Source organism: Streptomyces sp. NPDC030165, from assembly GCF_055573595.1.
In genome coordinates, this window is the sequence record NZ_JBVIBD010000016.1 from 142,645 (window position 1) to 164,375 (window position 21,731).

The window sequence follows — 21,731 nt, forward strand, 5'->3', positions numbered from 1 at the left end:
TCATTCCTCCACGGGACGTAGTAGTACGGCGGCGACGTGCGCCGCGCTGGTGCCCATCAGTACGACGGGGGACGGCTCGCCGCCTCCGGCCGTACGGTCGGTGAGGTTGATCAGCGGGTCGCTGCCCAGACAGTGCGCGATGCGCGGGACGTTGTCCAGGTACAGCTGGCCGTCGGTGAACCCGGCCTCGCCCAGGAACATCCGCAGGGTGTCCCTGGCGAGGTTGCTGGGCAGCACGGCGCCGGTTCCCAGGTCGCGTGCCGACAGTCCGGTGGCCTGCCACAGGGCGGTGAACATCCTTTGGTACATCGCGAGTTGGGCGCGCAGCCGGCGGCCCGGCGGGACGGGTTCGAAGACCTCGTGGGCGATCCGGCGGGCTCCGCCGAGCACCTCCCAGCCGTGCCGCCGCCCCGAGACCACGGCCGCCGCGGCGCCGTCGCCGGCGACCGCCGTGCCGCCCAGTATCACGCGGCCGCGCGGCAGCACCGTACGCACCAGGTCCCCGGAGACCACCAGGACCGTGCCGGACGCGCCCGACCTCACCAGGGACGCCGCGAGATCGAGGGCGGCGGTGGCGGTGGAGCAGTCGGCCAGGCCCAGCGTCACCGGGTAGGCGCGGCGCAGGCCGAGACCGCTCAGCAGTTCCATGACGGCGTGCCGGTCCGGGCCGTCGGCGGGCAGCGACTCGGTGGCGAGCAGCACGGTGTCGACCTCCGCCGGGTCGGTCCCGGAGGCGTCCAGCGCACCGCGCGCGGCCGGGCCGAGGAGGCCGAGGATGCCGTCCTCGGCCTCGCGGTACTCGGCGAAGCCGGTGCGCGGATCCGGTGGCGCGGCCGCGTACTCGGGGAGTTCGGCGATCTTTCCGCGGATCGCGCCCAACTGCGCCGCGCAGCCGTTGACATAGGCCGCTGTCCCGGTGCTCACCCGGCCCCCTGCTCCGTACGGGCCGCCTCCGGCAGCGGGCGCGCGCCCAGCAGTACGGCCGCGAGGTGGGAGATGCCCGCGCCGAGGAGCACCAGCCGGTCCTCCGCGCCGTCCGCCTGCTCCTCCCCCGCGGCCTTGGCGTCCGCGAGCCGGTCCGCGAGGTTGATGAGCGGGTCGCTGCCCAGGCAGTGCCCGATCCGGCCGATGTTGCCGAGGGCGAGCCGGTCGCCGCCGTAACCGACGTCGGAGAGGTAGATCTCCAGCACGTTGCGCGCGAAGTTGCTGGGCAGGACGGCCCGTACCCCCTCGGGCCGTACGGGGTGACGCTCCGCGAGCCGGGCGAACAGTTCGCGGTGCGCGGCGACCCGCGCCGCCAGCTGCTGCCGCGCGGGCTCCCCCGGAGCGGGCTCCGGGGCGGCGTGGTGGGCCATGCCCAGGACGGGCAGCCCGGCCGCGGTGGCCGACACCAGGGCGGTGGCCGCCGCGTCGCTGGCGATGGCCGCGCCGCCCGCGACGACCCGTTCGCCGCCGGTGGCGTGGTCGGCCAGGTCCCCGGAGACGACCAGGACGTGGCGGGCGCTGCCGTCCCGGACCAGGGAGGCCGCGGTGCCCACGGCGGCCATGGCGGTGGCACAGTCCATCAGGCCGAGGGTGCTCGCGGTGGCCCGGGTCAGTCCGGTCTCCTGGAGGAGTTCGGCGACGTCCCGGTGGGCCGAGCGGTCGCGCGGCAGCGAGTCGGTGGCCAGCAGCACCAGGTCGACCTCGTCGCCCGGCACCCCGGCCTCGCCCAGGGTGCGCTGGGCGGCGGCGGCCATCAGCTCCACCACCTGCCCGTCCGACCACCGGTAGGTGTCGAACCCGGCGGCCGGGGCGGTCAGCCGCTCCGCGGTCTCCGGGTCCGCCAGCAGCTCCGGCAGTTCGGTGACGGGCTCGGCGTACTCGCCCAGTTCGTAGGCCGGGGCACACAGCCGTGCGGTGATCACCCCTGGCCTCCGTCCCCGCCGCCCGCCGCCGCGGCCAGCGCCGTGAACCGTTCGGCGAGGCGGCGCACGGTGGCCTCGTCGTACAGCTCGGCGTCGTACTCGAACCAGCCTTCGGTGCCCTCCGGGCCGGGGTAGACGGCCAGCGTCAGGTCGTAGCGGGCGGTGCCCTTGTCCAGGTCGGCGGTGGCGGCACGGGCGCCCTGGATCTCCCGGCCGCCCTCCCCGAGATTGTCGAAGACGAAGACGGCGTCCAGGAGGGGGTGGGTGCCCGGTACGCGGGGCGGCTGCGCCTCCGCCGCGACCAGTTCGCCCGGATAGGCGGCGTGCCGCAGACCGGCTCGGGTCGCCGTGCGCACGGCGCGGGTACGGGCGGCGTGCGAGCCGTCGCCGGGGTCACGCAGCCGTACCGGCAGCACGTTGAGCAGGTAGCCGACCACGTCGGCGGTGCCGGGCCGGTCCCGGCCCGCGGTGAACGTGCCGAGCAGGACGTCCGGACGGCCGCCGAACTCGGCCAGCGCGGCCCAGGCCACGGCCAGCCATCCGGTGTACGCGGTGGCGGCCTCGCGCTGCGCCGCCGCGGCGATCGCCTCGGTGACGGGACGGGACACCGTGAAGTCCACCCGGCCGCCCTTGCGCGAGGTGCCGTCGGCGGTGCGCGGCCGGTCGGTGGGCAGCGGCGGCGGCGCGTCGGCCACTTCACCGGCCCAGTACGCGGCCGCCTCCTGCCCCGCCGGGCTGCCGAGCCACTGCCGCAGGTCGTGGGCGTAGTCGCTGAAGGCGGGCGCGGCGGCGGGCCGGGCGTCGGCGGGACGGGCGAGTTCGTCCAGCAGCAGCTCGAAGGACCACGCGTCGAAGACCAGGTTGTGCACCACGACGAGCAGCCATGCCTCGTCAGGCACGGGCCCCTCGGCGACGGTGACGCGCAGCAGCGGTCCGGCCGCCAGGTCGAACGGCTCGGCGGCCAGCTCCCGGGCCAGCCGGTGTGCCTCGGCGGCATCGGCGCAGCGGGTCCGCGCCAGCCGGGGCGGCAGTTCCTCGTGCACCAGGGGCCGCAGGCCCGAGCCGCCCTCCTCGAAGGTGGTGCGCAGCGCCTCGTGCCGGGCCGCGAAGCCGCGTACGCGTTCGGCGAGCAGGCCGGGGTCCACGGGGCCGCCGGTGAGGCGTACGGCCTGGCAGACCACGTCCACCGGGCGGCCGGGCAGCCGCTGCTGGGCCAGCCAGAGCCGCCGCTGCCCCGGAGTCGGCCGCCGCCGGTCCGCGAGGGCTCGGGGGATCCGGCCGCGGAGGCGGGCGCGCTGGTCAGGGGTGAGGGCGGCGAGCCGGGTGACGAGGCCGGCGCGGGAGGGGGCGGCGGTCATGCGTAACGCCTCCGGAGTTCGTTGAGGTGGCTCAGGCTCTGTACGACGAGGTCCTCGTCGACGCCGAAGTCGATCAGGCAGGCGATCTCGCTGACGCCCATGCCCTGGAAGCGGTCGACGACCGCCGCGCAGGAGTCCGGGGTGCCGAGGAGCGCGCCCTTCTCGAAGTACTTGTCGAAGGCGAACTTGATCAGTTCGTCCTGGTCGTCGGCGGAGATGTCGCGGACGCCGGCACCGGGCGCGAGGTTCTTCTTCTGCGAGTCGATGACGGTGAAGAAGGAGCGCAGATAGTCGCTGAAGGGCGGCCGGACGGTCTCCCGTACCTCTTCCAGGTCGGTGCCGATGAAGGTGTGCAGCATCAGCGTGACCGTGGTGCTCTCGGGGTCGTGCCCGTACTCCTCAAGGGCCTTGTGGTAGACCGCGAGCTTCTCCTCCAGTTCCTCGTTCGTCATGTCGATCAGTGCGGTCAGCACGTTGCAGCCGAGCCGTCCGGCCGTCTCGAAGGTCTCCACGCTCTTGGTGCAGGTGAGCCAGATGGGGAGTTCGGGCTGGACGGGCTGCGGGTGCAGTTCCACCTCGACGTGGTTGCCCAGGCCGTCCTGGACGTAGACCGGCGCGCCCTCCCACAGCTCGCGGATGGTGCCGACCGCGTCGAAGGTGCGCTGCCTGCGGTCGGACCAGCCCTCCGGCCGGATGGCGAAGTCCAGCGGGCTGAAGCCGGTGGCCAGGGCGATGCCGGCGCGCCCCCGGGAGAGGTTGTCGACCACCGCCCACTCCTCGGCGACCCGGATGGGGCTGTGCAGCGGCAGGATGACGCTGCCGGCCCGGATCTGGAGGCGCTGGGTGTGCATCGCCAGGCCCGCGCCGAGCACGGAGGGGTTGGGGTAGAGGCCGCCGAAACGGTGGAAGTGCCGCTCCGGGGTCCAGATGGCGGTGAAGCCGTTCTCGTCCGCGTAGCGGGCCGCGTCGAGCACGAAGCGGTATTTGTTCTTCTCGTCCCCGGAGAAGAAGATCAGGCTGAAGTCCACGGTCAGCGCTCCTGTTCCTGCTGGTCCTGCTGGTCTCGGCCGTCCTGGCCGTCCTGCTGCGCCTCGGCCAGCAGGCGTTCGATGTCGTCGGGATCGAGCACGGCCAGCTGCGCCGCGAGCGCCTCGATGTCGTCCTCGGTGTCTCCGGCGGGTGCCTCGGCGATTCCCGTACCGGCTTCCGTACGGGCGTCCAGCCGTTCCTGTACGAGGGTGGCCAGCGCCCTGGGCGTCGGCTCGCCCAGCACCTCCGCCAGCGGCACCTCCGCCGAGAACTGGTCACGCAGGTCCGACAGGAGCCGCACGATCAGCAGGGAGTCACCGCCGAACTCGAAGATGTCCCCGTCCAGCGGCATCTCCTCGGCGCCGAGCGCGGTGCGCACCAGCCGCGCCACCTGCCCGACGAGGTCGTCCGCCGCCTCCTGCACCCCGGTGCCGGCCGCTGCCGCGGCGGTACCCGCCGTCGGCCGCGCGATCCGCTCGTCGCGCACCCACTGGTCCAGCCGGTGCTTGATGTCCCAGGTGGACACGGCGACGTGGGACACATCGCGCAGCGTCAGCAGACGGCGGATCGCCTCCAGCCCTTCTTCCGGCTGGATCGCCTTGTCGTCCATGCTGCGGCCGATCGCGGAGATCGCCCGTTTCTCGTCCTGGTGGTGCTGCCACACGTCCCAGGCCGCGCTGATCCACACCGTACGGCCCAGGCCGCGGTTGGCCCGCTCGGCGGCGGCGTCCATGAAGTGGTTGGCGGCGCCGTACCCGAGCAGCCGCAGCCCGCCGAGCACTCCGGCCAGCGAGGAGAGCAGCAGCACGAAGTCCACGTCGTGGCCGGTCAGGACCTTCTCCAGGGCGATCTGGCCGTGTGCCTTGGGCGCGAAGTGCCACTGGCACTGCTCGGCACCGGCCGCGGTGATCGCCCGGTCCCACTGCTCGCTCGGCAGTCCGGCCGCGTGCACGACGCCGTGCAACGCGCCGAAGCGCGCGCTCACTTCGTCCACCGCGGCACGCAGCGCGTCCTCGTCGGCCACGTCGGCGTGCACGAGGAACGGCTCGCCGCCCCCGTCCTCCAGGGCCCGCAGCCGCTTGATGCGCAGCACGGTCCCGTCGTCCTCGTCGTGGCTGTCCAGCCAGCCGTCCCACTCCGCGCGGCCGGGGAGCGGGTCGCGGGTGAGCAGCGCCAGGCGGACGCCGGGGCACTCGCGGCGCAGCCACTGCGCGATCGTGGCGCCGATTTCGCCGAGGCCGCCGGTGACGAGGTAGACGCCGTCCTCGCGCAGCCGGGAGACGGCCTTGGCGGTCCAGTCGGCGCGTACCGGCTCCAGGTCGGTGATCCAGCGCGTGCCGCCGCGCAGCGTGGTGGCCACCTCGGGGCGGCGCTGTCCGACGAGTTCGGCGGCGAGCGTGCGCAGCGAGTGCTCATCGGCGGGGGCCGGCAGGTCGAAGTGCCGGGCGCCGATGTTGCCGTGCTCCTGGCCGATCACCCGGGCGGCGACGGCGAGCGGGACCAGTTCGGCCGCCGGTTCCGGCTCGGCCGGGCTGACGGCGTAGGCGCCCGCGCTGATCAGGTCGAGTTGCAGCGGCTTGGTGACGCCGTGCTCGCTGACCGCCTTGACCAGGACGATCAGGCTGTACAGGCCGTGCCGCTGGGCGGTCTCGAAGCGTTCCTTGCCGCGTCCGGCGGGCAGCGGGGCGGTGGACCAGGCGTGCAGGATCCGGTCCGGCAGCCGCTCCTCGGCCAGCAGGTCGGCGACGAGGCGGGCGTGGTCCTCCTCGGAGTCCGGCCGCAGCGTCCAGGTGTCACCGTCCCGCCCGTACGCGGTGCCGGCCCGTACCGTGAGCACTTCTCCGGCGCAGGCGTGCGCGGCGATCCGGGCGGCGGTGCCCTGCGCGTCGGCGAAGAGCAGGACAGGGTCGGCGACCGGTTCGGCGGGCGCGTCGAGGGTGCCCACGGCAGGGCGCCACACCGGGGCGGAGAACCACTGGTCCAGGGGGAGTTTGCGTACCCCGCCGCCGGTGCCGCCGCCCGCGCCGGTCAGTGTCCCGGTGCCGGGCTCGACCCAGTAGCGGGTGCCTTCGAAGGGGTACGTGGGCAGTGGCACCCGGCCGCACCCGCGGCCCGCGTAGTAACCCTGCCAGTCCACCGGCAGACCGGCTGCCCACAGCCGGCCGAGCGCGGCGGTCACCGCGCTCAGGTCGGCACCGGCGTCGCGTCCGCGGGCCGCGGAGGTGAGGACCGGTACGCCGGTCTCCCGGTCCGGGTGCCGCCGGGTGAAGGTGGCCAGCGTCTGGCCCGGCCCGGCCTCCAGGAAGACCGGGGCCTCGCCGTCCAGCACCGTGGCCACGCTGTCCGCGAACCGTACGGTCTCGCGCAGGTGCCGCCCCCAGTACGCGGGGTCGGTGGCCTGCTCGTCGGTGATCCAGGTGCCGGTCCGGTTGGACAGGAACGGGGTCTCGGGGCGGCGCAGTTCCACGCCGCGCAGCAGTTCGGTGAGCGGGCCGACGGCCGGGTCCGTCATGGCCGAGTGGAAGGCGTGCGAGGTGACGACCTTGCGGTGTGCGACGCCGTCGGCGGTGAGCCGGGTGGTGAGCGCGCGGACCGCGTCCTTGGGCCCGGCCACGGTGCACACGGCGGGTTCGTTCACCGCGGCGAGCGCGACCTCGCCGCCCTCTTCCAGGTACGGAGCCAGTTCGTCGGGCGGCAGCATGACCGCGGCCATCACGCCGCCGGGCAGCCCGTCGACCAGACGGCCACGCTCGGCGATCACCCGCAGGGCGTCGGGGAGCCGGAAGACCCCGGCGAGGGTGGCGGCCACGTACTCGCCGACGCTGTGTCCGATGAGCGCGGCCGGGCGTACGCCCCAGGCCCTCCACTGCCGGGCCAGCGCGTACTCCACCGCGAACAGCGCGGGCTGGGTCAGCCGGGTGCGGTTCAGGTCGTACGGGGCGCCGGTGTACCCGCGCAACCGCGGGTAGAGGGCGTCCCGCAGGTCCAGGCCCAGATGCGGCTTCAGCAACTCGGCGCACTCGTCCAGCACCTCGCGGTACACGGGCAGGTGCGCGTACCAGCCCTGGCCCATGCCCGGATGCTGGGCGCCCTGGCCGGGGAGGAGGAGCACGACGGGGCGGTCGGCGGGCTGTCCGGAGTCCTGGTGGGTGAAGCGCGGGTCGCCGCTGCGCAGGGCGCGTACGGCCGTCGCCCGGTCCGGGACGGTCAGCACGGCGCGGTAGTTGAAGGTACGGCGGGCGGTGGCCAGGGTGTAGGCGGTGTCCTCCAGAGCGGGATCAGCGAGCGAGTCCTCCCCGGACGCCCCGGGCGCGTCGTCGCCCGGCGCCGTGGCCTCCAGGTGGTCCGCCAGTTCCTGGCGTGCGGTCTCCAGCGCGGCCGGGGACTTGGCGGAGACCGGCAGCAGTACGACAGGGGCGGCGGACCGCGCCGCCGGTCCGGGAGCCGGGGCTTCCTCCAGGACGACGTGCGCGGTGGTGCCGCCCATGCCGGTGGAGGTGACCGCACAGCGCAGCGGGCCGCCGTCCTCCGGCTGCCACGGCTCGGTCCGCGTCCCGATACGGAACCGGGTGCCCTCGACCTCGCACTGCGGGTTCCACGCGGTGAAGTGCGGGGTGGGCACCAGCGTGCGGTGCCTCAGCATCAGCACGCACTTGATGAGCGAGGTGATACCGGCCGCGGTGCTCAGGTGGCCGAGGTTGGCCTTCACCGAGCCGATGGTCAGCGGCGGCGCGCCGGCCACCTGGTAGGACTGCGCGGCGGCGGCCAGTTCGACGGGGTCGCCCATCTTCGTGCCGGTGCCGTGCGCCTCCAGGTAGCTGACGGTCGCCGGGTCCACGTCCGCCACGGCCAGCGCCTCGGCCAGCACGGCGGCCTGGCCGGTGACGCCCGGCGCGGTGTAGCCGACCCGGTCGGCGCCGTCGTTGCCGATGGCGGAGCCGCGCAGCACCGCCCAGACGGTGTCGCCTTCGGCGAGGGCGTCCGCCAGCCGCTTGAGCACCACCACGCCGACGCCGTTGCCGAAGACCGTGCCGTCCGCCGCCGCGTCGAAGGGCCGCACCGTGCCGGTCGCCGAGGCGATCCCGTCGGTCTCGTGGCGGTACCCGGCCTCCTGCGGGAAGCGCAGCGCCACCCCGCCGGCCAGCGCGACGTCGCACTCCTGCGCCAGCAGGCTCTGTGCCGCCTGGTGCACGGCGACCAGCGAGGTGGAGCAGGCGGTCTGCACGGAGATGCTGGGGCCGGTGAGGTTGAGGTGGTACGAGACCCTGGTGGCCAGGTAGTTGGAGTCGTTGCCCATCAGGGTGGCCAGGTCCTGGCGCAGCTTGGGCAGCGAGCCGCCGAAGCCCTGCTCCCCGGTCAGCACGTTGTTCAGCAGGTACGTGCTGTTCAGCGCGCCCGCGAAGACGCCGATGCGGCCCTCGTACTGCTCGGAGTCGTGGCCGCTGTGCTCCAGCGCCTTCCAGGACGACTGGAGGAAGACCCGCAGCTGCGGGTCCATCCGCTCGGCCTCGCGGGCGCTGAGGTAGAAGAAGGAGGCGTCGAAGAGGTCGGCGTCCTCGACCGTCGCGGCCCGGCGCACGTAGCGGTCGTCGGCCAGGCTCTTGGCGTCGACTCCCGCCGCGGCGAGTTCTTCCTCGTCCACGTCGCGGATCTGGTCGGTGCCCGCCAGCAGGTTGCGCCAGAAGGCGTGGTGGTCGCGGGCGCCCGGCAGCCGGCAGTCCAGGCCGACGACGGCGATCCGTCCGTCGAGGTCGGCGCCGTCCGCCGCGGCGGCGTCGGCGTAAGGACGGTCAGTCACTGGTTCCTCCTGGTTGCTGGGGATGCGGCGGACCGGCGGGACGGGTACGGGCCGTGGCCCGGCGGGCACCGCCGCGGGCGGCGGCGCGCCTGCGGGCGCCCCGTTCGGCGCCCGCCGTGGAGTCCTCCTGGCCGCTGCCGATGAGCCGCACCAGGCTCCGGATGGTCGGCGCCCGGTACAGGTCGGTCATCCGCAGGTGGGGCGCGACGGTGCGGGTGAGCCGTTCGTGGACGGCGGCCACCCGCAGGGACGTCCCGCCCAGGTCGAAGAAGTTGTCGTCCAGCGCCACCGTGCCGGTGCCGAGGACCTCGCGCCAGGCCTCGGCGACGGCCCGCTCCAGCGGCCCGGCCCCGGGCGGCCCGGCGGCCCGCCCGGCCGCCCGGGCTGCGAGGGGGTCGGGCAGCGCGGCCCGGTCGATCTTGTGGTTGGGGGTCAGCGGCAGCGCATCGAGCAGCACGTACGCGGTGGGCACCGCGTGGTCGGGCAGCACGCCGCGCAGCGCCGCCCGCAGTACGGCCGGTTCGGACCGCGCCCCGTCGGCCGCCACCAGGTACGCCGCCAGCTGCCGCTCGCCCAGCCGGTCGGTGAACGGCATCACCACCGCCTCGCGTACCTCGGGCAGTTCCTTCAGCGCGCTCTCCACCTCCCCGGTCTCCACCCGGATCCCGGAGATCTTCACCTGGAAGTCGCGGCGCCCGATCAGCAGCAGGGTGCCGTCCGCCAGCCGTCGGGCGAGGTCGCCGGTACGGTACGTCCGCCCGTCCGGGACCGCGCCGGGCGCCAGGTAGTCGCTCTGCACGACGAGTTCGCCCTCGCCCGGCCCCTCGACCGGGCGTCCGTGTCCGTCCTGGAGCCACACCTGCGTCCCGGCGACCGGGAAACCCAGCGGGAAGACGCCGGTCGGCGGCCGGTAGTCCCGGTCGGCGACCCGCAGCAGCGCGCAGGAGCACTCGGTCGAGCCGTACGCCCCGGCCACCCGGCAGTGCGGGGCGAAGGCCCGCCGGGCGGCGTCGAGGTCGGCCAGGTGCAGGGTGTCCCCGCCGAGGGCGAGCATCCGCATCGCGGGCAGCGCGGTGCCGCGTGTCTCCATGGCCCGTACCAGCGCCCGGAAGACCGGGAGCGTGGAGTGGTAGACCGTGATCTCCTCGTCCGCCATCCACCGCAACAAGCCGCCGATTCCGAGCGACTTGAGGTCGACGGGGTACAGGGCCGCGCCGTTGAGCAGCGCCGCGAAGGTGTCCTGCACCGCCGAGTCCCAGCTGTACGCGGACTGGAGGGTGACCCGGTCCAGCGGGCCGATGCGCAGGCCGTCGGTCCACGCCCGGGCGTGGTGCAGCACGTTGCGGTGCAGCTGCGCGACCGGCTTGGGCCGGCCGGTGGAGCCGGAGGTGTACAGGACGTACGCCTCCGCGTCGGGGCGTGCCCGTACGCCGTCCTCCGCCGCGTCGCCCGCCACCAGCTCCTCGTACGCCAGCACCGGCTCGTCGCGGGCCAGCCGCTTCGCGAGCGGCAGGTGCTGCCCGGTGGCCACCAGGGCCCGTACGCCCGCGTCCCGCGCCATGAAGGCGAGGCGCGGCTCGGGATAGGCCGCGTCCAGCGGTACGTACGACAGTCCCGCGCGCAGTACGCCGAGCAGCGCCGCGATCATCTCCGCACCGTGCGAGAAGAGCAGCCCCACCCGGTCGCCCGGCCGCAGCCCGGCCGCGGCCAGCGAGGCGGCGGCGCGGGCCGCACGCCCGGCGGTCTCCTTGTACGTCCAGCGCGCCTCGGGGGTGGCCACGGCCGCCCGCCCGGGGTGGGCGGCGGCCTGTTCCAGGAAACGGTGCACCAGGGTTCCGGCCTGCTCGGCGAGCGGGAACGGCCGGTGCCCGGTGGGTACTTCGGGTGCCGCGGTCGTGGTCATGGTGCGGCGCTCCGTTCCGGCCCGGCGGCCGCGCCGTGGGAGAAGAGGACGGCGGGGTGCGCGGGCCGCTCACGCAACCGCGCGTACGCCCCGGCGGCCTGCTCCAGCGGAAGGCGCGGCAGTCCCATCAGGGCCGGGCGGATCGCGCCCGTGCCGATCAGATCCAGGGCCCGTTGCAGGTTCTCGGTGACCGTGCCCTCGCCGTCCGGCGCCACGGCCCCGGTCAGCCCGCGGGCGTACGAGGCGTCCCGGTATCCGGCTCCGCAGCGGGCCGCGTACCGGATGTCGAGGTTGCCCAGCTCCACACTGAAGTCGATGTGCGCCGCGAACCGGCCCACGCCGACCAGCCGGGGGCGTCCCGGAGCCCGGCCCGCCCAGCGGGCCGCCGCCGCGACGGTGGCGCCGGCGTCTCCGGTGCCGCAGAGGAAGACACAGCGGCCGCCGGGACCGGTCTGCCCGGCCGGTCCGGCCTGCCCGGTGTCCGCGCCCGGCTTCGTGGAGATGCGCTCCCCGTCGGCCGTCTGCTCCGCGGAGAAGTGCTCCCCGTCCGCTGCGGCCAGCCCGAGCGCCGCCGCCGTACGCAGCCGCTCCGGGCGCAGGTCCAGCAGGGTCGTCCGCAGGCCCCGTGCCGCCGTGATCTGGGCGACCAGCTGGCCGACCATTCCCGCGCCGACCACGGCCACCTCGTCCGCGGGCGTCAGGACCGCCCGGTCCACCGCGTGCACCGCGGTCGCCGCCAGCCCCGCCACCACCGCGTCCGCCAGGTCCAGGCCGTCCGGCACCCGGCGGCACAGCCGGTAGGGCACGGTGACCGCCTCGCTGTGCACGGCCTCGCCCCACCCCATGGCGATCACCCGGTCGCCGGGCGCGAACCCGTACGCGTGCGGACCGACCGCGTCCACCACCCCGGCCGAGCAGTACCCGAGGACGAAGCGCTCGCCGGTGCGCGCCGAGCGGTCCAGATAGTGCAGTTCGGTGCCCGGGCTCACCAGGCTCCACGCGGCCCGCAGCCGTATCTCACCGCGCCCCGGAGGCTGCCGCAGCACCTCCTCGACGACCGGCACCGTACTGCCGTCCGCCACCAACTGCCGTACGCGTAACGGGGCCGCGTCACCGAGCGGCCCCTCCCCCGCCCTCGCCGTCACAGCCTCCGGCGTCCGCTGGTCAGCCACCTGCTCCGTCATCGCCCCGCCCCCTCATCGGCCCCTCGACGCACGGCCGTCTCCCGCTCGGGTGCCGCGATCCACCGCTCGTCCGGCACGATCTCCAGCTCCTCACGGTGTCCCGGTATCGGCCCCTGCGGCACCGGCCGGCCCGATCGCTCGTACGTGGCGCGCCGGTTGCGCTTGCGCTCCAGGCCGAGGTTGAGGCCCGCCAGGTCCACGGGTTCGTGGGTGAGCAGTCCGCGTTCCCGCCCGGCGGCCACCGCCCTCGCGCCGGCCTCGGTACGGATGAACACCCGGCCGTGCTTGGCCTGTCCCTCGCCGCTCACGCTCGCGGCGAAGATGTTCGGGTCCCCGTCGCTGACGCTCACGTCGGCCAGCCCCGACATCCAGTCCCCGCAGGACAGGCAGCGGTGTGTCTTGTTCCCCGCGAAGTCCCGGACCGCCTGCCAGAATTCCACCTGGTGGTCCGCGCCGTCCCGGGTGCGGATGCCGATGTTGCCCGGGTACTCGCCCTCGCGGTACCGCAGTCGTACCACCGACTCCAGCGGTACGTGCGCGCGTTCGCGAATCACCGCGGCGGTGCCCTCCGGGCGGGTACTGGAGGAGCAGGCGGGCTCGACCAGCAGAACGACGTGGTCGCGTGCCCACCGTCCGGCCTCGGTGTCCATCGCCTGGAGCTTGCGCATCGCCTGGATGTGGCAGGCCACGCCGGACATGGCGACCCGGGCGTCGGGCTCCTCCAGCATCACTTCGCGTAGCGCGCCCAGATACGGGGCGAGTTGGTACGTGGACTGCGCGGTGTCCACCAGGTCGCCGGGATCGCGTACCAGTGCGGGGGCCGCCCGCCAGGGCACCTCGGCGTCCCGTCCCATGGAGAGCACCGCCGTCACGTCCAGCACCCGCATGGCCGTCTGGAGCAGCGCGGTGAGGCTGCCGCCGCTGGCGGACGCCTCGTACACCACGGGGTCCAGCGCGTGCCCCGCGAGCACCTCCTGGAAGACCCCGGTCCAGCGCTCCTCCGGGGTGCGGGTGCGGCCGAACAGCCGCTTCTCGGCGGCCGGGGTGCCGGGGTCGGCGCCCGGGCAGACGTCCAGGCAGTCGGTGCACCGCCCGCAGTCGGCGGCGGTCCAGGAGGCCACGGTGAGCACCGGGTCCAGTTCGTCGAAGCCGATCACCCCGGCCGGGCAGGCCAGCTCGCAGGCCCCGCACACGGTGCACAGGTCCGGGGCCAGCACGTCCTTTTCGAGCTGCTGGAAGCTCATATGCGGCCGCCGTTCGGGGCCGGGGCGGTGTGAGACGTGGGGCCGGCGTGACGTATGGGGGCGGCGTGATGTGCGGGGGCCGTTCCGGCGCGTTCCTCCCCCGGCGCGGCTTCGTCCACCGCCACGCCGAGCGCGTCGATCAGGAACCGGTAGCCGTCCTCGTCCAGCAGCGCGGGCGGCACGATCTTGACGCTGGCACCCTCCGGTCCGCCACCGAACAGCAGCAGCCGGCCGCGCAGCGCGCCACCTGTGACGGCCCGCGCCAGGTCCGGGTCGGGTCGCCCGTCCCGTACGCAGTCGAAGGCCCCCAGGGCGCCGGTCGTCCGCACCGCCCGCATCCAGGAGTGCCGGGCGGCCAGCGCGTCCAGGTCCTTCCGCAAACGCTTCCCCAGCTCCCGTGCCCGGCCCGCCACATCCTCGCGTACGACGATGTCCAGGACGGCCCCGGCGGCAGCGCAGGAAACCGGGTGCCCGGAGAAGGTGGAGGTCTGTACCCCCGGCGGCAGCGCGTCGACCACCGCGCGCTCCCCCACCACCGCGCCCACCGGGAATCCGTTGCCCAGCGTCTTGCCGAGCAGCGTCAGGTCGGGCTTCTCGGTCATCAGCTCGGCGGTGAACAGCCGCCCGGCCCGGCCCAGCCCGGTGTAGATCTCGTCCAGCACCAGCAGCGCGCCCCGGGAGTGCGCCTGCCGGGCGATCTCGTCCAGCAGCGCCGGCGGCACGTCCAGCACGCCCTCGGTCACCTGCACCGGCTCCAGGACCACGGCCGCGGTGCCGCCGCGCCGGTCGGCGGCGTCCAGCGCCGCGGACAGCCCGGCCGCGAAACGCGCGGCGTCGTCGGGCGACGGCTCCCGGGGGTCGGGTAACTCCGCGATGACGGCCGGCGCGCGGCCGCCGTCGTCCTCGAACCCGCTGTACGTCTTGAACTCCGCCCGCCAGGTGAGCGTCAGCGCCCCCGCCGTCTTGCCGTGGAAGCCGTATCGGAAGCCGACCACGGCCCGGTGCCCGGTGGCCGCGCGGGCGATCTTCAGCGCGGACTCCACCGCCTCCGCGCCGGTCGCGGTGGGCAGCACCGCCGGCTCCGCGTACGGGGACAGCGCGCCGATCCGCTCGACCATCCGCCTGCGGGCGTCCGAACCCAGCTTGCAGCCGGTGTGCGCCAGCCGGCCGGCCTGGGCCGTCACGGCGGCGATGACGTCCTGGTGCTGGTGCCCCAGGGTCGCCGCGCCGCTTCCCGCGGTCCCGTCGAACCAGGCGGAGCCGTCCTCCGCGTACAGCCAGGGGCCGCTGCCGCTGCTGAAATCCGGGCCCAGGGTGCTGCCCGTGGACCGCGCCTCGGTACTCGCCTCACTCATCATCACTCGGAGTCCTCTGCGATCGCGATACGGGCGCCGACGGCCCGTTGGACATCGGCGAAGTCGGGAAATGACGTGCGGTGGCAGGCGCCGCCGCGCACCGTGGTACGCCCCGGCAGGCACCCCGCGAGCGTCGCGGCGGCCATGGCGATCCGGTGGTCCTCGAAACCCGGCACCACCCCGGCGCGCAACGGTGCGCCGCCGCGCACCGTCAGCCCGTCCGCCGCCACCTCGACCCGGGCGCCGAAGGCCGCGGCCATCCGCGCCGTGGTCGTCAGCCGGTCCGTCTCCTTGAAGCGCAGCTCCTGCGCACATCCGATCCACGACGTCCCCGGCAGCCGGGCCGCGACCACGGCCAGCAGCGGCACCTCGTCGATCAGCGCGTGCAGCAGCCAGGGTTCGTCCACCCGGACGGACTCGACCCCCTCCAGCCCCCCTCGCACCACCACGGCCCCTACAGGCTCCCCGCCCCGAGTCCGGCCCTCCGTGAGGCCTGTGTCCTCTTTCCCGCCCCCGCTCCCGTACTCGTACTCGATATCCGCTCCGCCCCTCCGCAGCACCTCGAAGAACCCGGTCCGCGTCGGATTCAGGCAGACACCCGGTACCCGCAGCGTGCCGCCGTCCCCCCACAGCAGGTGCGCCGCCACGGGGTACGCCGCCAGCGACGGATCGGCCGGCACCTCGATGACGCCCGGCACCTCGAACGCACCACCACCCCAGACGACTTCCCCGTCCCCCTCCTCCAGCACGGCGCCGAACGAGGCGAGCATCCGCTCGGTGTGGTCCCGCGAACGCACCGGGTGCCGTACGGTCGCGGGCAGCCCCGCGGCAGCCACGGCCAGCAGCACCCCGGACCGCGCCTGCGCGCTGCCCACGCGTAACTCCACCGTCCTGCCGGACCGGCACACCGCCCCCTTCACCCATACGGGCAGGCAGCCGTCATTCCCGAGATACGCGATGTCCGCGCCCAGTTCGGCCAGCGGATCGACCAGCCAGTCCATCGGCCGGTGCCGCAGCACCTCGTCCCCGTCCACCACCGCCGCGGTGCCGCTCCCCGCGAGCACACCGATCAGCAGCCGGGCCGCGGCGCTCGACCCTCCGGTCTCCACGTACGGCACGCCCTCCGGCCATCCGGCCACGTCCGGATGCTCACGCACCCGCTGCGGCACCGGCGGCACGCCGCGCCGCACGGTCAGCGTGCCGCCGTCCACGCCGGCCTCCACCCCCAGCGCCCGCATCGCCGGCAGCAACGCCCGTACGGCGCCGCCCAGGTTGGCGTTGCGCACCGTCAGAACCTCGGGCGCACCGGGAAGCAGTGCCGCCAGCAGCGCCCGGTGACTGACCGATTTGTCCCCCGGTACCCGGACGCTCAGCGCTCCGGCACCGACGGCCTTCTCGGCCCGCCCGCCGTCCACCACCAGATCCGCCGAGTCAGTACCCGGCTTGTCGAATGCCTTCCGGGCCGCCATCCGGGCGTCAAGCACACCTTGCTCCTGTTCCTGGACACCGGAACCAGCGCCGCCTGAGAGCACCTGCCATGCCTTGCGCCCGACATCACCACCACGCCACGGAATTCACCGCTCACGGGCAGGCGAACGCCACACCGACACCACACCAAGAAGAGGAAGAGATCCCAGTCAGAACCACCGCTGCCGCGGCAGAAAGGAATTACCGGAAGATGTCGGAGAGAGGTTCGGTGGTGGTCGACAGGGCTCGACGGACAGGACTCGTTCGGCAGCCGCCCCTCCCTCACAGTTCGAAAAACCGTGAACAAGGCCCCCGCGGCGTGCCCGACTCAATCACCCACGCAGAGCAACTGTCAATAAATAGTTGACCACTTCACCAAGTCCCACCCAAACCCCAACACCCCCAAAAAAACATCAGCCTTCCCCCACGCACCCCTCCGCAATCCATTCTTGACCGTTGCCGCTCTCAGGCGGCCCCCCGCAACCAGTCCTCGAAGTGCGTCGCGCCTGAGCGAGCGTCGCCCTCTGCGGGGACCAGGCTGTGCCGACGGGGCGGCGGGGCGCCCGATTTCGGAGATGTTCCCTCGTGTTCAGGCCCGGGCATGCTCGGTGAGCGCCGATCCGGACCCGTCCGAGAGGGGACGGGACGGGACAGGGGCACCGTGCTTGCCTTATCGCCGCATCGCGTGGTCGGCTAGCGGCAGCATCGCGTGCCGGTGACGGACTGCGTCAGGCATGGAGATGTGGAAGCGAAAGGGCCGCCATCCGTGGCATCCCGTTCTTTCCAGGCTCCCCGCGGCGGCGCTCGTACAGCTGCCCTGAGCCTTCAGCCCTCACAAGCCCATCAAGAACTGCGCCGCCGGATCCATCACGTCAGGACGCATCTCGGGCGCCGCACGGGGAACGATGACGTACCGGTCTGCATTGCCTGGCCTTTTGTGACGCTCTCTCGTCGCATCACAGGGGCGAGGACGGGGGACTGTTCTCCCAGTTGCTGCGCGCACGACCGGATCCCGCCCCGACGGTCGCGAAGCTCGTCGAGGATCACCAAAAGATCGCCTCGATCGTGTCCCGGGTGAGCGAACTCGCCGAAAAGGCCGCCACCTCGTCCGAACCGGCACCGCCCGAACCGGGCTGGACCGAAGCGGATTTCCGGTTCGGTGTCAGCGCGGGCCGCTAGATTGAGCGGATGTTCGAGAAGGTGAGTGCTGAAGAGTCCGTGCGTCAGGAGGCGCTCGCGTCGAAGGTGCGCGACGAGCTGGCCGCCGCCGGCCTCCCGGTGCGCGCGCCCGGCCTGCATCCCGTTCTGGCCGGCGGTGTGGAGGTGGAAGTCGATCACGGCGCCGATGCGGCCGGCGGCGTGTATGTGGACTGGTCGGCCGGTCCGCGCCTGCGGGAGTGCACGACCCGTGCGCTCCGCCTCAAGCTGCTGGACGACCCCGTCCTGCGGCACTGCGGCGAGGTCTCGGCCGCGATGACGCGGGCGATGGCCGCGATCCTGGCGTCCGCCGGGTTCACCGTCGAGGACGCGGACGACGAGTACCGTCCCTACCACTTGCGGGTGGTCGAGGGGCCCGCCCCGGGCGACGGGCCCGTGTGGGCCCTGCGCGACGATGAACTGGCCATGTCCGGCTGGGAGTCAGCCGGCCCGGGTGAGAGTGCGGGCTGACGCCGGACAAGCCGCCGGAAGACGGTCGGCCCGCCCCGCACCCGCCCCGCCCCGCCCTTGGTGTCACATCTCACGTACCGCCATGTGAACAGGGGTGTCCGTACGGTGTGCGCTCGATCTACTGTGTCCGGTGCAGCTGGTTCGCCCTGCCCGCCAGGCAGACGCGTCGTAAGAGGGAACCCGGTGGGAATCCGGGACTGCCCCGCAGCGGTGAGCGGGAACGACCGCCGTCATACGCACTGGATCCGGGCCGCGGATCCGGGAAGCGACGGCCAGTAGGTGTCCGCCGGACGAAGTCCGGCAGGCGTGCCCGCGAGTCCGAAGACCTGCCCGTTGCCCGTGTGCGTCCATACGTGCGCGGACACTCCGGTGACCTTCGAGGGCGGGTCGGCGACCATACCGGGCGAGCATGGGTGCTGTTCGGCGCCGCATGGCTCGGCCGGTGCGTCGTTCCTTCGCGTTCTCGTCCCGTCACCGGGGCTCGGAGAAGATCACGCTCGCGAAGGAGAGTTCCGTGACAGCGAAGCCCGCAGCCGCGGCAGCACGGGCCACCGTGTACGGCTACCCCCGCCAGGGACCGAACCGGGAACTGAAGAAGGCCGTCGAGGGCTACTGGAAGGGCCGCGTGACCGCGGACGCCCTCCAGAAGACCGCCCAGGACCTGCGCCGTTCGAACTGGCAGCAGCTGGCCGAGGCCGGACTCCACGAGGTGCCGACCGGTGACTTCTCGTACTACGACCACGTGCTGGACACCAGCGTCATGGTCGGAGCCGTCCCGGAACGGCACCGCGCCGCCTTCGAGGCCGACGCCCTGGACGGCTACTTCGCGATGGCACGCGGTACGCAGGACGTGGCACCGCTGGAGATGACCAAGTGGTTCGACACGAACTACCATTACCTCGTACCCGAGCTGGGGCCCGACACGGTCTTCACCACCGACTCCGCCAAGCAGACCGGCGAGGTACGGGAGGCGCTCGCGCTCGGCCTCACGCCGCGCCCGGTCCTCGTCGGCCCGGTGACCTACCTCCTGCTGTCCAAGCCCGCCCCCGGTGTCACCGCCGGCTTCGATCCGCTGACCCTGCTCGACCGGCTCCTGCCCGTGTACGCAGATGTCCTGGCCGACCTCCGCGCGGCCGGCGCCGCGTGGGTGCAGCTGGACGAGCCCGCCCTGGTGCAGGACCGCACTCCGGCCGAACTCGGCGCCGCCGAGCGCGCCTACGGCGTCCTCGGCGCCCTCGCCGACCGCCCGAAGCTGCTGGTCGCCTCGTACTTCGACCAGCTCGGCGAGGCCTTGCCGGTGCTCGCCAAGGCCCCCGTCGACGGTCTCGCGCTGGACTTCACCGAGGCCGCCGCGGGCAACCTGGACGCGCTCGCCGCCGCGGGCGGCCTGCCCGGCAAGCGGCTGGTCGCCGGTGTCGTCAACGGCCGCAACATCTGGCTCAACGATCTCGAGAAGTCGCTGGCAACACTCGGTACTCTGCTGGGCCTGGCCGACCGGGTCGACGTGGCCGCCTCCTGCTCCCTGCTGCACGTCCCGCTCGACGCCACCGCCGAGCGGGACATCGACCCGCAGGTGCTGCGCTGGCTCGCGTTCGCCCAGCAGAAGACCACCGAGATCGCCACGCTCGCCCGCGGCCTCGCGCAGGGCACCCACACGATCGCCGCCGAACTGGCCGCCAACCGCGCGGACCTGGCGTCCCGCGCCGGTTCCGCGATCACCCACGACCCCGCCGTACGGGCCCGTACCGCCGCCGTCACCGACGCCGACGGCCGCCGCTCGGCGCCGTACGCGCAACGGACCGTCGTGCAGCGGGCCCACCTGGGCCTGCCCCTGCTGCCGACCACCACCATCGGCTCCTTCCCGCAGACCGCCGAACTGCGCACCGCCCGGGCCGACCTGCGTGCGGGGCGCATCGACACGGCCGGGTACGAGGAGCGCATCAAGAACGAGATCCGCGAGGTGCTCTCCTTCCAGGAGGAGGCGGGCATCGACGTGCTTGTCCACGGCGAGCCCGAACGCAACGACATGGTGCAGTACTTCGCGGAGCAGCTGACGGGTTACCTCGCCACGCAGCACGGCTGGGTCCAGTCGTACGGCACGCGGTACGTGCGTCCGCCGGTCCTCGCCGGTGACATCTCGCGGCCCGAGCCGATGACGGTGCGGTGGACGCGGTACGCGCAGTCGCTCACCGACCGGCCGGTCAAGGGGATGCTGACCGGCCCGGTCACCATGCTCGCCTGGTCCTTCGTCCGTGACGACCAGCCGCTCGGCGACACCGCCCGCCAGGTGGCGCTGGCCCTGCGCGACGAGGTCGGCGACCTGGAGGCGGCCGGCACCCAGGTCATCCAGGTGGACGAACCGGCCCTGCGCGAGACGCTGCCGCTGCGCGCCGCCGGCCGTGCCGCGTATCTCGCCTGGGCCACCGAGGCGTTCCGCCTCACCACCGGCGGGGTGCGGGACCGGACGCAGATCCACACGCACATGTGCTACGCCGAGTTCGGCGACATCGTGCAGGCCATCGACGACCTCGACGCCGACGTGATCAGTCTGGAGGCCGCCCGCTCCCGCATGCAGGTGGCCCGCGAACTGGCCGGGCACGGCTACCCGCGGGAGGCCGGGCCCGGTGTGTACGACATCCACTCCCCCCGCGTACCGAGCACCGAGGAGGCGGCGAGCCTCCTGCGCGAGGGCCTCGGCGCCATCCCGGCCGAACGCCTGTGGGTCAACCCCGACTGCGGCCTGAAGACCCGCGGCTGGCCCGAGACCCGCGCGTCCCTGGAAAACCTCGTCGCCGCCGCACGGACCGTCCGGGCGGAGCTGCCCTCGTCCTGAACCGGTGACGGGCCACCCGCCGGCCGGAGACGGGCGGCGGGCGGCCCGCGGCGGGTGCTCCGTAAGCTGCTCTTGTCACGACTCGCCGAGGACAGCAGTTGACCCCGTATTCCCTGGCGTTCTACATGAACGTCGTCACCACCGGCACCGTGCTCGGTCTGCGGCACACCGATTCTCCCGGCCGCGTGGCCGAAGTCATGGGGCCGGACTTCGGTGAGAACCGATTCGGTGAGTGCAGTCTGGGCTATTCCTATGCCCTGCCCGAGTTCTTCTGGGACCGCGAATCCGGTGACGCCCCCTGGTCGGGTCACCACTTCACCTTGCAGGTGCACAGGCTGGCCCACCGGAGCCGTGACAACGTCGATGAGGCGATCCGCGCCCGGTACGGGCGCTTCGCTCCCAGGCTGCGGTTCGACAAGCTGCGACGGCTGCTGGAGCGGCGCGGCATTCCGCTGCTGGAGCTCCCGGACCCGTGGAACGCGCCGCACTACCGGATGTTCTGGCAGCCGGAGTCCCAGGTCTGCGTCTCCGTCGTCAGTTGCCACGGCGAGTACCTCACACCGGACAACCTGCGGGTCGGCGACGTGTACCACATCCAGGCACCGATGACCGCCGCACGAGTCGAGGCGCGGAGGGCGCGGGCCACCGTTTAGAGCCTGTGTCTTAGGAACGCCGGCGGATCGGCGCGTCGGCACGTTGGCAGACTTGGCAATGGCCCAGGAGAAGATGCGCGGAAGTTGGCACCGGGCCACGATTGTCGGCATTCAGCGCCACTGCCAGAGTCTTCGTACGGCCGACGGTTGCACACACGGCCAGGGCTGAGGGGCCCTGGCACGCCGCCGGGGTGAGGGTCCCGGTCGCGGGCGGGGGGGGGGGGGGGGGGGGGGGGGGGGGTTTCCCCCCCCCCCCCCCCGCCCAACGGGCCCCGCTCGGAAAAAAGGTGTTGTACTCCACCCCCCCGGTCTGGGTTTAGACCAAGAGCCTT

Annotated in this window: 14 protein-coding genes and 1 riboswitch; of the genes, 4 read left to right on the forward strand and 10 right to left on the reverse strand. The window is 73.6% G+C overall.

The window, feature by feature from the left end; genetic code table 11:
• Genes ACZ4Z1_RS27895 through ACZ4Z1_RS27940 form a run of 10 tightly spaced genes read right to left on the reverse strand, consistent with a single transcriptional unit; the run spans nt 1 to nt 16,262 of the window.
• The gene (locus ACZ4Z1_RS27895) at nt 1-924 is read right to left on the reverse strand and encodes a beta-ketoacyl-[acyl-carrier-protein] synthase family protein (RefSeq protein WP_468489380.1); all 924 of its coding nucleotides are present in this window, start codon (nt 922-924) and stop codon (nt 1-3) included.
• Nucleotides 921-1,907 (reverse strand): acyl carrier protein, encoded by a 987-nt coding sequence (locus tag ACZ4Z1_RS27900; RefSeq protein WP_468489381.1) that lies wholly within the window; start codon nt 1,905-1,907, stop codon nt 921-923. The genes ACZ4Z1_RS27895 and ACZ4Z1_RS27900 overlap by 4 nt, the downstream gene beginning before the upstream one ends.
• Entirely contained in the window at nt 1,904-3,265 is a 1,362-nt protein-coding gene (locus ACZ4Z1_RS27905) for a condensation domain-containing protein (protein WP_468489382.1), read from the reverse strand. The genes ACZ4Z1_RS27900 and ACZ4Z1_RS27905 overlap by 4 nt, the downstream gene beginning before the upstream one ends.
• The gene (locus ACZ4Z1_RS27910; protein ID WP_468489383.1) at nt 3,262-4,293 is read right to left on the reverse strand and encodes a MupA/Atu3671 family FMN-dependent luciferase-like monooxygenase; all 1,032 of its coding nucleotides are present in this window, start codon (nt 4,291-4,293) and stop codon (nt 3,262-3,264) included. The genes ACZ4Z1_RS27905 and ACZ4Z1_RS27910 overlap by 4 nt, the downstream gene beginning before the upstream one ends.
• Nucleotides 4,294-4,295: 2 nt before the next feature.
• On the reverse strand, nt 4,296-9,092 hold the full coding sequence (locus tag ACZ4Z1_RS27915; RefSeq protein ID WP_468489384.1) for an SDR family oxidoreductase: 4,797 nt from the start codon (nt 9,090-9,092) through the stop codon (nt 4,296-4,298).
• On the reverse strand, nt 9,085-10,995 hold the full coding sequence (locus ACZ4Z1_RS27920) for a non-ribosomal peptide synthetase (RefSeq protein WP_468489385.1): 1,911 nt from the start codon (nt 10,993-10,995) through the stop codon (nt 9,085-9,087). Before ACZ4Z1_RS27920 ends, ACZ4Z1_RS27915 begins: the two co-directional genes overlap by 8 nt.
• Nucleotides 10,992-12,179 carry a 3-hydroxyacyl-CoA dehydrogenase NAD-binding domain-containing protein gene (locus tag ACZ4Z1_RS27925; RefSeq protein WP_468489386.1) on the reverse strand — a complete coding sequence of 396 codons (1,188 nt, stop codon included), beginning with the start codon at nt 12,177-12,179 and terminating at the stop codon, nt 10,992-10,994. The genes ACZ4Z1_RS27920 and ACZ4Z1_RS27925 overlap by 4 nt, the downstream gene beginning before the upstream one ends.
• Nucleotides 12,176-13,423, reverse strand: a complete 1,248-nt coding sequence (locus ACZ4Z1_RS27930; protein ID WP_468489387.1) for a Coenzyme F420 hydrogenase/dehydrogenase, beta subunit C-terminal domain — start codon at nt 13,421-13,423, stop codon at nt 12,176-12,178. The genes ACZ4Z1_RS27925 and ACZ4Z1_RS27930 overlap by 4 nt, the downstream gene beginning before the upstream one ends.
• The gene (locus tag ACZ4Z1_RS27935; protein WP_468489388.1) at nt 13,420-14,778 is read right to left on the reverse strand and encodes an aspartate aminotransferase family protein; all 1,359 of its coding nucleotides are present in this window, start codon (nt 14,776-14,778) and stop codon (nt 13,420-13,422) included. Before ACZ4Z1_RS27935 ends, ACZ4Z1_RS27930 begins: the two co-directional genes overlap by 4 nt.
• Before the next feature lie 2 nt (nt 14,779-14,780).
• Nucleotides 14,781-16,262 carry a 3-phosphoshikimate 1-carboxyvinyltransferase gene (locus ACZ4Z1_RS27940; RefSeq protein WP_468489389.1) on the reverse strand — a complete coding sequence of 494 codons (1,482 nt, stop codon included), beginning with the start codon at nt 16,260-16,262 and terminating at the stop codon, nt 14,781-14,783.
• A 973-nt stretch (nt 16,263-17,235) separates the two neighbouring features.
• On the opposite strand from ACZ4Z1_RS27940, the gene ACZ4Z1_RS27945 reads away from it, so the two are divergent.
• The 4 genes from ACZ4Z1_RS27945 (at nt 17,236) to ACZ4Z1_RS27960 (ending at nt 21,399) form a co-directional block, all read left to right on the forward strand.
• Nucleotides 17,236-17,424: a hypothetical protein gene (locus tag ACZ4Z1_RS27945; protein WP_468489390.1), complete on the forward strand. Its 189-nt coding sequence runs from the start codon at nt 17,236-17,238 to the stop codon at nt 17,422-17,424.
• 9 nt (nt 17,425-17,433) lie between these two features.
• Nucleotides 17,434-17,913, forward strand: coding sequence for a hypothetical protein (locus tag ACZ4Z1_RS27950; RefSeq protein WP_468489391.1), 480 nt, complete (start codon nt 17,434-17,436; stop codon nt 17,911-17,913).
• 120 nt (nt 17,914-18,033) lie between these two features.
• A riboswitch (cobalamin riboswitch) is annotated at nt 18,034-18,261 on the forward strand.
• A gap of 166 nt (nt 18,262-18,427) precedes the next feature.
• Nucleotides 18,428-20,746 (forward strand): 5-methyltetrahydropteroyltriglutamate--homocysteine S-methyltransferase, encoded by a 2,319-nt coding sequence (gene metE / locus ACZ4Z1_RS27955; RefSeq protein ID WP_468489392.1) that lies wholly within the window; start codon nt 18,428-18,430, stop codon nt 20,744-20,746.
• Nucleotides 20,747-20,844: 98 nt separating this feature from the next.
• A complete protein-coding gene (locus tag ACZ4Z1_RS27960; RefSeq protein ID WP_468489393.1) occupies nt 20,845-21,399 on the forward strand; it encodes a hypothetical protein in 555 nt (184 codons plus the stop codon).
• The last annotated feature ends 332 nt before the right edge of the window (nt 21,400-21,731 follow it).

Excerpts from the sequence above, each read along its gene's own strand:
- ACZ4Z1_RS27905 (WP_468489382.1), bottom strand. The coding sequence starts at position 3,265 with ATGACCGCCGCCCCCTCCCGCGCCGGCCTCGTCACCCGGCTCGCCGCC.
- ACZ4Z1_RS27920 (WP_468489385.1), bottom strand. The coding sequence starts at position 10,995 with ATGACCACGACCGCGGCACCCGAAGTACCCACCGGGCACCGGCCGTTC.
- ACZ4Z1_RS27930 (WP_468489387.1), bottom strand. The coding sequence starts at position 13,423 with ATGAGCTTCCAGCAGCTCGAAAAGGACGTGCTGGCCCCGGACCTGTGC.
- ACZ4Z1_RS27935 (WP_468489388.1), bottom strand. The coding sequence starts at position 14,778 with ATGAGTGAGGCGAGTACCGAGGCGCGGTCCACGGGCAGCACCCTGGGC.
- ACZ4Z1_RS27925 (WP_468489386.1), bottom strand. The coding sequence starts at position 12,179 with ATGACGGAGCAGGTGGCTGACCAGCGGACGCCGGAGGCTGTGACGGCG.
- ACZ4Z1_RS27950 (WP_468489391.1), top strand. The coding sequence starts at position 17,434 with ATGTTCGAGAAGGTGAGTGCTGAAGAGTCCGTGCGTCAGGAGGCGCTC.